A 12,708-nucleotide genomic window follows, 5' to 3' on the forward strand; every position below is an offset into this window, starting at 1 on the left:
TGTTTTAATTGTATATTATTTACATGTTATTACGTTTTCATTGTCCAAGCATCCTTCTACTAACTACATATACTATTTATATTAAAGACAGTCACTATTTTAAATAGAACTGTAATTTTTTTATTAATGATATTTTAGAGAAGTAGGGGGATAAATTTGGCAAACGAAGAACAAGATAGAATTGAAAATCAAGTGTATTCAAATCGTGTAGTAAGATCAGAATTTGATGCGAATTGGGAAACTTGTATATCAAAAAGTGGTTATGTAATTTATGTAGCAACAAGTAATAATGCTGAAGTAATAGTACTTCTTGCAGATGGTTCAAGTAAATTATTAATTTTCGAACAAGGCGGTAAAGTAGTAGTAGGCGGTGGTGGAACAAGTCATTACAGTAAGCCGCACATCGCAAGAAATATTTAAGGTAGAACAAAATGCCGGAACATGGTTAACTCATTTTAGTAGAACTTGATGTACTACAAATACTTTTGAATGATCAGAGAAGTTTGTAGGGAATTGTACGGATCAATATTTGAAATATAATGTATCGTTTGAAGAATTCTATAAGCAATAAAAAAGCATTTCCTATTTCGGGAAATGCTTTTTCTATGTTATAGTATAATAGTGTTTTGAAACAATGTTATTTTAATATATTTCAAATTTTGTTATGTATTATTTTTATATTAAATTAGTTGCGTAAGTATTTTTTTATATAAGGAGTAATAATTAGAGAAATGAAAAATATAGACTTTATACTAGAAAGTGATGAGGCATTAAAACCGTCTGAACGATTAGTACTATTATTATTAGAGAAGCATAGAATGTTATATACGAACGATCTATTGGCATTATCTAATTTATCATATAAAACATTAACAGATTCATTAACGGCGCTTGTATTAAAATCATATGTGCTAAAGGAAACAGGTAAGGGAAGAAGACAGAATTGTTATAGATTGGTATGATAAAACTGCTGATTTTAGAGAGTTTATATTAATATTTATCGAATGTAAGGAGAAAATGTATTTTTGTTTTCAAATGAAAAATGAAATAAACTCAAATATTTTTAATTTCATTTTTGTTAATGATAATTTAATCATTTTAAAAATAGAAAAATAAAATAAACTGCATAAAACAGAAATAAAAAAACAATCCGTTTTTAAAACGGATTGTTTTTTTATTGGAATAATATTATAAGATGAATGGAAAACAGGAATGATTATTCTACTTCACTTGTATACTTTTCAGGTAATAATTCCATTACGTTACATTTTACAAGTTCACCATTATAAGAGAGTATAACATTCGTATTTTTTCCGTAATCACTTATTAATTCTCGACACATACCACATGGAGCAACAACCCAACATTTTTCTATATTTTCATGAGGGTGTGGGTGAGCGACTGCTACAATGGTATCAAATTCATGATCACCTTCTGAAATAGATTTTCCAATTGCCATAGCTTCACCACATACTGTTATTCTTCCGACATTCGCTTCAACATGTACTGCTGCATAAATATTACCTGTTTTAGTGCGTACTGCTGAACCGATATGATGACGACTGTATTTATAGGTTTTTTTGATTACTTTTTCAGCAGCTATAATTAAATTATAGTCTGCACTATCTAAAGGCATTACTCGTAACATAACTTCTCTTCCATATTAAACATGATTAGCATCATTTTAACAGAAAATTACGATATTTAAAGCAAGAGATAAAAAATAGATAGATAATATTATTATGTAAACTATTGTTTTGAAAGGAAAATATAATATTTAATAGAACATATAGAAGAGGATATGATATTGCCTTAGAAAAAGGATATGATCATCTTTTACATCATTTAAAACAGGAAGTGAACGTATGATAAATAAATGGAGTGTAGGCATATTTTTATTTAACGAGGTAGAAGTGTTAGACTTCGCGGGGCCATTTGAAGTTTTTTCTGTAACCGAAGCGGATGAAGAAAAACCATTTACTGTTTATACAGTTAGTCAAAATGGAGAAATGATTACAGCAAGGAACGGATTAAAGGTAAAGCCTGATTATAGTATTAAAGATTTACCACCAGTTGATATATTAATCATTCCAGGTGGTAAAGGCGCACGGGAAAATGAAGTGCAAAATGATATTATAATCAATTGGGTTCGTCAGCAAATGAAAGAAGTAAAACTAATAACTTCAGTTTGTACTGGAGCGTTATTACTTGCGAAAGCCGGTTTACTGGATGGCTTAAAAGCCACAACGCACTGGGCTAGTATTCAAACGTTCAAAAAAGATTTTCCGAATGTAGAAGTAATGGAGAATGTGAAATTTGTAGATGAAGGGCACATCATTACATCGGCAGGTATTTCAGCTGGTATTAATATGTCATTTCATATTGTGAAAAATTTGTTAGGTGTGGAGGTTGCTGAGGATACGGCAAAAAGTATGGAATATGATATTGATTTACAAAATTAAAAAAGCCCAAATTGGGCTTTTTTCTTATTTTAAGTGTATATAGGTATGATCTATGCTCTAAACTTAAGCTCTTAAATAGTCATTCTGGTTTTATCAAATATACGACAATGCATCTCTTTCCTCCTTGTAATCATGTTAAAACAAGGAGAAACTTGTATGTAAAAAAACTCTTCTACAATAGTAGAAAAAGAATAACAGAAACTACTATTTTATGGCAGTATACATAAAAAAATGCAACAAAAATACAGAAATGTCGTCGAATGCTATCTTTAATTGGTTAATTAGTGAGATATTTTTGTGAAGGAGCTTATTTTATAAGAATAGAATTAAAGTTAATAAGAAATCATGCCGATGGTAGTGAAAATATATGTGTTAGGGGGATTTCATAATGAGGAAACTCAAGCGAATAAATGTTCCTAATATACAAGAACAACTATCACAGTCTAATGAAAATCGAGCAATTAATAAGAAAAAACTAAGGCGATTTATATTCATGTTTATATTTATTGCGGCGGCTACTTTGTACGTTCAATTTATTTTAACGAAACAACAAGAAATAATTGTAGAAAAAAAAGATACAATAACGAACCAAAAAAAACAATTGGTTTCTTTAAAGAAAGATAAGGCTTCTTTAAAGACTAACATAGAAAATTTAACAGACGATGAAGAAGAAATTTTAAAGTTTGCGAGAAAAGAATATCAATTTTCTAAATCAAATGAAACTATATTTGTGTTGCCGAAGTAGTGTAATAGAACAGTTAGCAATAGCTAGCTGTTTTTTCATGTATGAATGTCATGGTACAAGAAACAATTACATATTGTAAAAATGAAGAGCTCGAGCTGTTTTTGTACTTATGGAATATATACGAAAATAAATGTTGTTAAAATTCTGTCAATTGTATTATAATACAAGGTAAGCGGATACATTTTTTAATCCATGTTGAGTTTATCACTCATACGACTATTAAGAAAACCGTTATCCCGTATTAGAAAGGAAGAGAGCTGTGTACGCTTCAAATACAATTTATGTCGTAGGGGATGCGAAAGCACCTCAAAATAATCCCATTACCGAAAAGTTTAAAAGCTATTTTGTAGCGTTTGTACTTGTTAAGGAGACTGGGGAAATTGTAGATGCAGATTGCTCAGCGACAATTGCATTAACATCTCAATTCGTTAAATATTTATTTCTACATAAAAATATTAATGACCCAGAATTAGTAATGGAAATAAAAGATCGTTATTTCGGTTCGTCTCAAAAAGCACTACTTGTAGCATTAAAAGATGCACAGAAAAAATATAATCAAATCGCTGCTTTGTCTACACATTCATAGACAAAATCCAGCCGTAAGAATCTTCTTATGGCTGGATTTTTTTATTTCCCATTAACCTTCCACATGAAAAGTAGGCAAAAGAGGAGATGTATTGCTCCAAAATCATTGTGAATTAAGGTTCTATTTTGCGAGAAAACGAAAGGATGAACAAAATGAAAATTACTGATGTAAAAGTAAATCGTAGACGTGTAAATCTGCATACACCGTTTAAAACGGCGCTTCGTACTGTAACCGAAATAGAAAGTATAGACGTATATATTCATACAGATGAAGGAATTGTTGGCAAGGGTGCTGCAGCTGCAACACCAGTTATTACGGGGGATTTCGCTAGTGGGATTGAAGAAGCAATTTTAGGGCCGATGCGTTTAAGTTTAATTGGTCAAGATATTATTCAGTTTCAGCAGTTACTACAGCACATTCAAATGAGTTGTATTGGAAATCCAAGTGCAAAAGCGGCGGTAGATATCGCTTTATATGATGTGTATTGTCAGTATCATAACGTTCCACTTTACGCATTATTAGGTGGAAAAAAAGAAATTCACACAGATATTACTGTAAGTGTAGATGAACCGTTCATTATGGCGAAAGAGGCAAAGCAACATGTAGAAAAAGGATTTCAAACTTTAAAAATTAAAGTTGGGAAATCTGCACACTTAGACTTAGAACGTATTGAAGCGATTCGAAATAGCGTACCAAAAAATACGACGTTACGATTAGATGCAAATCAAGGGTGGAATCCAAAAGAGGCAGTTTCTATCATTAAAGAGATGGAAAATCGCAATTTAAATATTGAATTTATTGAACAACCTGTTCATGCGAAAGATTGGGATGGATTAAAGTACGTCAAAGATCATGTACAAACGCCTATTATGGCAGATGAAAGCATATTTTCAGCGAGTGATGCATTAAAAATTGTGCAAGGAAGATATGCAGACTTAATCAATATTAAATTAATGAAATGTGGTGGCATTCGCGAAGCGTGGCGTATTGCCGATATTGCAGAAGCAGCTGGTGTGAAATGTATGGTAGGAAGCATGATGGAATCTTCTCTTTCTGTTAGCGCTGTTGCACATTTAGCTGCTGCACATCCTAATATTCATTACTTCGATCTTGATGCACCGCTTTGGTTAATGGAAGAACCGGAAGGAATGACTTATTCTGGATCAAAGGTAAACCTTCAATCGACAGTGAATAGTAAATCTTAGGAGAAGAGACTAGTAAATTATCTTTTAAGGGGGATATGTATGAAAAAAGTAGGAACTGCATTTTTAACAACTTTATTTATATTTTCATCGTTTACATCAGCAAATGCTGAAGAAAAGAAAGATAGTAAGGCTTTTATCGATGTATCTGCTGCAACACTTTGGACCACGCCTGATTCATTACGGCCAATTGATGCACCAAGTGCTACAAATCCAGTTGATTTGTGGAAGTGGACGAAATCGATGACGCTTGATGAGAAACTTTGGTTAACAAGTGCAAATAAATTAGAAACGCAAGCATTATTAGGCCAAGAAGTAACAGTTGTAGATAAAAAAGGGGATTGGGTGAAAGTGTTAGTCCATGGTCAGCCAACACCTCGAAATGAAGAAGGCTACCCAGGATGGATGCCTGAAAAACAGTTAACATATAATCAAGAATTTGCAGATAAAACAAATGAACCTTTCGTATTAGTAACAAAACCGACAGCCATTTTATATATAAATCCTTCTGAAAAACATAAATCGCTTGAAGTGAGCTATAATACGCGACTGCCGCTACTTAGTGAAGATACGATTTCATACCGCGTGTTGCTACCAAATGGGCAGAAAGCTTGGCTACGAAAAAATGATGGAACGGTTTACCGTTCTCAAAATGATATTCCAACCCCGACGGCCGATGATTTAATAAACACAGGGAAAATGTTTTTAGGATTACCGTACATTTGGGCTGGTACAAGTGGTTTCGGATTTGATTGCTCTGGATTTACACATACGATTTATAAATCGCACGGTATTACAATTCCACGAGATTCTGGTCCGCAATCGAGAAATGGAGTTGCAGTGGATAAAGAAAATTTACAAAAAGGAGATTTAATCTTCTTTGCATATGATCAAGGGAAAGGTAGTGTCCATCATGTGGGAATGTATATTGGTGACGGAAATATGATTCACTCACCAAGAGCTGAAAGATCAGTAGAGATTATCCCGTTAAATACACCTGGATATATAGAAGAATACGCTGGTGCTCGTCGTTACTTACCTTAAAAAATAGAGGGGGTTTTCAAATGAAAAAATTTGTTCGCTACTCATTAGTTAGTACTCTATTCGTTTCTTCGATTTTAGTTGGCTGCGCAAAAGAAAAAACAACGACAAAGCCGAAAGATGAGAAGAAAGTATTACAGTTACTAGAAACGGGTGAAATTCCATCGTTAAATTCAGGGAAAGTAACAGATGCAGTATCATTTAACGTTTTAAATAACGTAATGGAAGGATTATTCCGTTTATCGAAAAATGATGAAGTGATTGAGGCTGGAGCACAAAAATATGAAGTGAGTAAAGATGGGAAAACATATACATTCCACTTGCGTGATGCGAAGTGGTCTAACGGAGATCCAGTAACAGCGCAAGATTACGTATATGCTTGGAAGCAGCTTATTAATCCGGATACTGCTTCTCAATATGCATACATTGCGTACGATGTGAAAAATGCGGAGAAAATAAATAAGAAACAACTAGGATTAGAGGAATTAGGAGTAAAAGCGAAGGATGATAAAACGTTCGTTGTAGAGTTGGAACATCCTGTACCGTATTTTACGAAACTACTTATTTTACCGTCCTTCTATCCAATTAACGAGAAATATGCGAAAGAGCAAGGCGATAAATATGGATTAGAAGCAAATAAAACAGTATATAATGGGCCATTTACATTATCTGATTGGAAGCATCAAGCTAGTTTTATGATGAAGAAAAACGATAAGTATTGGGATAAAAAAGAAGTGAAGCTAGATGAAGTAAACTATCAAATTGTTAAAGAAATTTCAACTGCGGTAAATTTATATGAAACAGATAAAGTTGATAGAGCTGTCATTTCTACAGAATTCGTAGATAAATATAAAAATAATAAAGAGCTAAAACAATATACAGATCCAGTTATGTACTTCTTCCGATTTAATGAAAATGTGCCGATTCTTAAAAATAAAAATGCACGTCTTGCATTAAGTACAGTGTTTGATAAGAAAGGACTTGCGACTTCATTTTTAAATGATGGATCGGTTGCTGCAAACTATTACGTGCCAAAAGGATTTTTAAAAGGTCCAGATAAAAAAGATTTTAGAAGTACAGCAGGTGAGTTTAATAAAACGGATGTAAAACAGGCGAAAGAATATTGGGAAAAGGCGAAGCAAGAGACTGGTACAAATGAAGTAACGCTTGAGTTATTAAACTATGATTTAGAAAACTTTAAGAAAGTAGGAGAATACATTAAAGAACAGCTAGAGAAAAACTTACCAGGCTTAAAGGTAAATGTAAAATTACAACCACATACGCAAAAGCTAGCGCTAGAGAAGAAGAAAGAATATGAAATGTCATTATCACGTTGGCTACCAGATTATCCAGATCCAATGACATACTTAGAAGTATTCCTTTCTGGAAGCAGTGTGAACAATACTGAATATGCGAATCCAGAATATGATGCGTTAATTAAGAAGATTAAAACAGAATTAGGTAATGATGAAAAAGCTCGTTGGAAAGCACTGCAAGATGCGGAAAAAATGCTGCTAGATGATGCGGTAATTGCTCCCGTATTCCAGCGTGGATTATCGTACTTACAAAAGCCATATGTGAAAGATTTATACGTACATCAATTTGGACCAGCAACAAGTTTAAAGTGGGCAGATGTACAAAAATAAAGGATGAGAAAACAGACTCCACGTTTGTGGTAGTCTGTTTTTTAGTTAAAGTCGGGTAAATAGTACATGGTATAATTTACTAGTCTGTATAAAATTTTGGAGGGGAATGAAGTTTTATGTTTGAAGAAAAGAAAGTAATACATACAAAAAGGTTATTCATGAGAAAGCCCATTATAGAAGATGTTGATCAATTTTATAGCATAGTAAAAGAAGAGGCTGTTGGCAAATGGCTTGCTAAATCAAGGGGAATGTCAAAGGGAGAAGCAAAGGACTATATTATGCAACTAATATCACATTGGGAACAGTATGGTTTCGGGGTATGGTTATTAGTTAATAGAAATACAGGAGAGCTTTTAGGACATTGTGGTTTAAGAAAAGTGGATGAAACTGATGAAATAGAGATTATGTATCTACTTGATCCAGACTATTGGGGAAATGGATATGCATCAGAAGCGGCAGGGGCTTCTATTCAATATGCAAAAGAGACGATGGGTGTAAAAAGAGTAATTGCTAGGGTGAAAATAGCAAATGACAATTCGAAAAATCTTTTGCGAAAGTTAGGTTTTACATATACTCATAATGTTGATTATAGTGGACGTACCTTATCTTATTTTGAATTTAATATAGCTTCTGATGAATTATAGACATTTTATATGTTTTTTCATGTCTTAATAATAAAATTATTACTAAATTTCCAGTGTGAAATGTATGTAGAATCTTGTATAATTAACGTGTTTCTATGGAAACATTTTCTTGCGCTATATAGGTCTTAATAGAACAAGGAAAGAAATACATACATGTATATAATAGATAAATAGAATGGAACATGTATAGAGAAAAAGGAGAGAAATGATGACGTGTCAAAGACAAGGGTTACAATCCAATTGCGATAGGAAGAGGACTAAAAAATGAAAATGAAGCATGCTTTTGGTCCCATAATTTTAGCTTGTGTGCTTTTTTTCATTATCGTACTCATCCCATCAAAAAGTTTAGTATCAATGATTAGTGATAAGAAAGTAGAAGATGCGGCAACTTCCTTACAAAAAGAAAAATTACAAAGTGTATTCTTGCAACAGAAAATGTTAGAGAATTCGCAGTATTTACCGATGTACGGTTCATCTGAATTTTTACGAATGGATGCATATCATCCGTCTAATTATTTCAAAGTAAATCCCGCTGGTTTTACGCCATATTTAATTGGGATTGGCGGTACACAAAGTTTAGCTCATATATTAAATATGACATCTACAATGGATGAGTTAGAAGGTAAAAAAGTAGTCTTTGTTTTATCACCACAATGGTTTACAAAGACTGGTGTATCGCAGGGGGATTTTACGAACAATTTCTCTAAACAACAAGCATATCATTTTATTTTTAATGATAAAATAAATGTAGAAATGAAGAAGCAAATTGCGAAACGACTTTTAGATTATAAAGTTGTTCAAGAAGATGATATATTAAAAAATTCATTAGAAGGTATTGTATTTAATGATACGAAACATAACGTAAAAGCGGGCTTAGTTAAACCACTTGCTTATATGCATCGAAATATTTTAGATCATAGAGATTTATTTAACTCCATATTTAAGATTGAGCCGATGAAAGAAAAAACAAATGTGGGACTACGTTCAATTTCTTGGGTAGATGCACGTAAACATGCGGAAGAAGAAGGGAAAGCGGAATCTACTACAAACACATTCGGAATTGAAAATCCATATTACTATAAACATAATTTAAAGAAAAAATTAAAAGGGTTAAAAAACTTTAGAGCAAATGAATCGTATGAAGAATCACCAGAATATGATGACTTACAAATTGTTTTAAATATTTTTAAAGAGAAAAATGTCAAGCCGCTCTTTATTTCTGTACCTGTAAATGGACCGTGGTATGATTACGCTGGTTTCCCTAAAGAGCGCCGTGAAGTGTATTATAAAAAAGTTAGGGAACAAGTTGAGAAAGCTGGATATCCAGTAGTCGATTTCTCTGGCCATGAATATGATAAATATTTCTTAAAAGATACAATTCATTTAGGTTGGAAAGGCTGGATTTACTTTGATGAAGCAGTGCAAAACTTTTATACTGAGAAATAAGTGTGGAGAAAAAGGAACGGCTATAAGCTGTTCCTTTTTTAGTATAGAGGATTTTGATGTGGGCAATTCGGAAAGGCATGTATATCTTGAATTTGTCTAAAATCATAATGCTTCATTGCGAACTGCGCTTGATAAAGGTATTCATACACATATAATTGACCATCATGTGCTGAACATAATACACCAGAGGTTCCTTGCCCATTTATGAAGGAAATACCGATAGGGCGTCCGATTAAGTATTGTATTTTTTGTTGCCAATGCATAGGGGAATCACTCCTTTTTGAGATAATATACGAAATGAATGAGTGAATTGTTGCTTATCCACATAATTATGGAGGCTTTTTATATAATTCCTAGAAGATATTCATATGAATGAATTACAAGTGCGAGAAAGGAATGCATAATGAAGAAAGAAAATATTTTAGAAGAAAAGTTAAATATAATAGAATGGTGTCAAACATTACAGCAAGTACCTGATGATATATGGTTTCAGGCATTAAGAGAAGGTTCATGGGCAATTGCGGATGTGATTTCACATTTTATAGTTTGGGACGTGTTTTTAATAAAGGATAGAATTCCATACTTTATAAGTGGACAATCTGTACCAAATGTTCCAATAGATGTTGAGGAAATGAATAAGGGAGCAATTAAATATGCGAGATCTGGTATTTCAAAAGAAGGACTATTAAATCAATTCAGTGTTACTCGTAAACAGTTAGTGGATGAAATTGAGCGAATTCCCACCAAATATTTTTATAATGTCTACCAATTTGGCACTAAAAAAGTGAAATTAAATCATTACTTTTCATCACTCATTCAACATGACTTAAAGCACAAAGAAGAAATAATACAATTTCTAATACAAAATCAAGCCTATAATAAAAACCGCTAACATTCGTAATGAATGTATAGCGGTTTTTATTATATATTTTTACGCAAAATTTTACGTTTTTTTGTCCATTTTTTTACAACGAAGTATAAAACAATAAGTATGACGCCACCAATTGCGAATGATTTCACATATGGTCCAGCGATATCATTAATATTCTCCCAATTTTCACCTAGTTTTTCACCTAAGTAAATGAAAATGATAGACCAAGGGATGATTGCAAGTGCTGTTAACGTAGTGAAACGTAGGAATGACATTTTTGTAATACCAGCAGGAATTGAAATCGCATGACGCACTACTGGAATGAAGCGTGCTGTAAAAATGACGCCAGTTCCGTAACGATTAAACCAATCTTCTGCAGCATCTATATGTTTTTTATGAATGAAAATATATTTTCCGTATCGTTCTAATATAGGTCGTCCACCGTATCGTCCAAGCCAATAAATAAAAATTTGAGCAATAACGCCGCCAATTGTACCAAATACAACTGCACCTACAAATGAGATACTACCATTGAATACTAGGAATCCCGCATAAGCAAGGACAATCTCACTTGGGATAATCTCAATCATAAGTCCAAGCATAATGCCCCAATAACCTAATCCCTCAAAAAACGTTAATACTGAATGAATAAAACTACTTACCATTGTTGCACCTTCTAGTTTATGTATTTTTGAATAGGTGAACCTTATACTTAATAACATAAAAGATTCACTATGTGTAGATTATACCTTATTTGTATAGGGGATTGCTATTTCAATTCTTTTATGTCTCTTATAAGTATTATAATAAAGCATATAAGGTCAGTTTTTATGAAGAGATAATGAAAAGATTATTAAAAATTTCTCATATGTTAATGATAATAAACTGAAAATTAAGTATAATTATATAGGTTTTTAATTTGTAAAAACAGGAGGAGAATACATGCAATTTAATGATCCGATTTATGGGGAAATTACTATTTGTGATAGACATATCCTTCGATTGATGGATACAAAAGCATTTCAAAGATTGGCGTATATTAAACAACAAGGACATACATATTTTTTACACGAAAACGCAATACATACGAGGAAAGAACATTCAATAGGTGTATATGTACTTGTAAATAAAGTGATAGAACATCTTACGAATATTGGTGATATTCAATTATCAGAATATAAGAGGGAATTATTATCTGTTGTAGCACTTCTACACGATGTTGGCCATGGCCCGTATTCGCATTGTTTTCAACAAATATCAGGTGAAGATCATGGTGAGTGGACTATACGAATCATTCAAGAGGACGAAGAAATACGCACAATTTTAAATCAGACCCCTGGATTATTAGATGATGTAATGAAAGCTTTAACAGAAGATGGAGTTTTTCTAATTATAGATGAACTTTTGTTTAATTCATTAGGAATGGATCAATTAGATTTTTGGAATAGGGATTTATATTATTCATCGCTTGAGATAGGTGGATTACAGATAGAAGAACTGATAGCTAGTATGCGTTTTATAAACGGTAAACTTGTCATTGAAGAATCGGGAATCCCTTTGATTGAACAACTAATGAAAATGAAAGAAGGACTTTATAATTATGGCTTTGGTCATCCGTTTGTAATAGGAAAAGATTTATTGTTGCAATCCATTTTTCAAAAGATAACTGAAAAAAACTTTAAATTCTATACCCCTGAATTACAAAATTTCTTTCATAAAGAAGAGGATTTATTAGTAGAGGACTTTCTTCCATTACAAGATGAAATGATTTTACATGAAATTCAGTGCTTTGCAAAATCAGAGGACAAACAATTAGTGGCGTTAATTCAACTTTATTTTTCGGGTGCTAAAAGTTTATCATTTCAAAAAGGGGTGGAGGGTGATTTTAAAAAGGAAAACAACAATTTAGCGATAATAACTGAGAAAAAGGCGTACAGTTCATATGTAGGTGGTATTTACGTCTATAGTGAGGGGCAGTTAGAGGACATTTTAGAAAAATCCCTTTTTATTCGAGAGATAGTAAGGTTACCTAAAAAAGAATATGCATATTTAATTTAAAATGGAT

15 protein-coding genes and 1 pseudogene are annotated in these 12,708 nt (G+C 32.5%); 13 read left to right on the forward strand and 3 right to left on the reverse strand.

The window, feature by feature from the left end; genetic code table 11:
* Nucleotides 1-156: 156 nt before the first annotated feature.
* On the forward strand, nt 157-420 hold the full coding sequence (locus QCI73_RS13370; protein WP_262726364.1) for a hypothetical protein: 264 nt from the start codon (nt 157-159) through the stop codon (nt 418-420).
* Between the two features lie 311 nt (nt 421-731).
* Nucleotides 732-962 carry a hypothetical protein gene (locus QCI73_RS13375; protein ID WP_000789031.1) on the forward strand — a complete coding sequence of 77 codons (231 nt, stop codon included), beginning with the start codon at nt 732-734 and terminating at the stop codon, nt 960-962.
* Nucleotides 963-1,216: 254 nt separating this feature from the next.
* On the opposite strand, the gene QCI73_RS13380 is transcribed toward QCI73_RS13375, so the two are convergent.
* On the reverse strand, nt 1,217-1,648 hold the full coding sequence (locus QCI73_RS13380; RefSeq protein WP_353823112.1) for a cytidine deaminase: 432 nt from the start codon (nt 1,646-1,648) through the stop codon (nt 1,217-1,219).
* Nucleotides 1,649-1,791: 143 nt separating this feature from the next.
* Here QCI73_RS13380 and QCI73_RS13385 point away from each other — a divergent pair.
* The 9 genes and pseudogenes from QCI73_RS13385 to dltD all read left to right on the forward strand — a co-directional run.
* Nucleotides 1,792-1,869, forward strand: a pseudogene (locus tag QCI73_RS13385) (ankyrin repeat domain-containing protein); the annotation flags it as partial.
* Complete coding sequence (locus QCI73_RS13390) at nt 1,866-2,462, forward strand: DJ-1/PfpI family protein (RefSeq protein WP_353823113.1); 597 nt, start codon at nt 1,866-1,868, stop codon at nt 2,460-2,462. The pseudogene QCI73_RS13385 and the gene QCI73_RS13390, both read left to right, overlap by 4 nt.
* Before the next feature lie 388 nt (nt 2,463-2,850).
* Nucleotides 2,851-3,207 (forward strand): FtsB family cell division protein, encoded by a 357-nt coding sequence (locus QCI73_RS13395; RefSeq protein WP_001228722.1) that lies wholly within the window; start codon nt 2,851-2,853, stop codon nt 3,205-3,207.
* Nucleotides 3,208-3,466: 259 nt separating this feature from the next.
* Nucleotides 3,467-3,793 (forward strand): DUF3870 domain-containing protein, encoded by a 327-nt coding sequence (locus QCI73_RS13400; RefSeq protein ID WP_000271328.1) that lies wholly within the window; start codon nt 3,467-3,469, stop codon nt 3,791-3,793.
* Nucleotides 3,794-3,936: 143 nt separating this feature from the next.
* The gene (locus tag QCI73_RS13405) at nt 3,937-4,998 is read left to right on the forward strand and encodes a dipeptide epimerase (RefSeq protein WP_353823114.1); all 1,062 of its coding nucleotides are present in this window, start codon (nt 3,937-3,939) and stop codon (nt 4,996-4,998) included.
* Nucleotides 4,999-5,037: 39 nt separating this feature from the next.
* Nucleotides 5,038-6,039 carry a C40 family peptidase gene (locus QCI73_RS13410; protein ID WP_000755453.1) on the forward strand — a complete coding sequence of 334 codons (1,002 nt, stop codon included), beginning with the start codon at nt 5,038-5,040 and terminating at the stop codon, nt 6,037-6,039.
* A 20-nt stretch (nt 6,040-6,059) separates the two neighbouring features.
* Nucleotides 6,060-7,682, forward strand: coding sequence for a peptide ABC transporter substrate-binding protein (locus tag QCI73_RS13415; protein ID WP_353823115.1), 1,623 nt, complete (start codon nt 6,060-6,062; stop codon nt 7,680-7,682).
* A gap of 116 nt (nt 7,683-7,798) precedes the next feature.
* Nucleotides 7,799-8,326: a GNAT family N-acetyltransferase gene (locus tag QCI73_RS13420; RefSeq protein WP_353823116.1), complete on the forward strand. Its 528-nt coding sequence runs from the start codon at nt 7,799-7,801 to the stop codon at nt 8,324-8,326.
* A gap of 264 nt (nt 8,327-8,590) precedes the next feature.
* Nucleotides 8,591-9,772 (forward strand): D-alanyl-lipoteichoic acid biosynthesis protein DltD, encoded by a 1,182-nt coding sequence (dltD, locus tag QCI73_RS13425; RefSeq protein ID WP_353823117.1) that lies wholly within the window; start codon nt 8,591-8,593, stop codon nt 9,770-9,772.
* Between the two features lie 38 nt (nt 9,773-9,810).
* On the opposite strand, the gene QCI73_RS13430 is transcribed toward dltD, so the two are convergent.
* Nucleotides 9,811-10,035 (reverse strand): hypothetical protein, encoded by a 225-nt coding sequence (locus QCI73_RS13430; RefSeq protein ID WP_000558703.1) that lies wholly within the window; start codon nt 10,033-10,035, stop codon nt 9,811-9,813.
* 140 nt (nt 10,036-10,175) lie between these two features.
* On the opposite strand from QCI73_RS13430, the gene QCI73_RS13435 reads away from it, so the two are divergent.
* Nucleotides 10,176-10,664 carry a DinB family protein gene (locus QCI73_RS13435; RefSeq protein ID WP_353823118.1) on the forward strand — a complete coding sequence of 163 codons (489 nt, stop codon included), beginning with the start codon at nt 10,176-10,178 and terminating at the stop codon, nt 10,662-10,664.
* A 29-nt stretch (nt 10,665-10,693) separates the two neighbouring features.
* Here QCI73_RS13435 and uptA read toward each other — a convergent pair whose 3' ends face one another.
* Entirely contained in the window at nt 10,694-11,308 is a 615-nt protein-coding gene (uptA, locus tag QCI73_RS13440) for an undecaprenyl phosphate transporter UptA (protein WP_327923896.1), read from the reverse strand.
* A 277-nt stretch (nt 11,309-11,585) separates the two neighbouring features.
* On the opposite strand from uptA, the gene QCI73_RS13445 reads away from it, so the two are divergent.
* Nucleotides 11,586-12,701, forward strand: a complete 1,116-nt coding sequence (locus QCI73_RS13445) for an HD domain-containing protein (protein WP_353823119.1) — start codon at nt 11,586-11,588, stop codon at nt 12,699-12,701.
* Nucleotides 12,702-12,708: the final 7 nt, after the last annotated feature.

This window comes from Bacillus cereus group sp. MG16, from assembly GCF_040459875.1.
Lineage (GTDB): Bacteria > Bacillota > Bacilli > Bacillales > Bacillaceae_G > Bacillus_A > Bacillus_A paranthracis.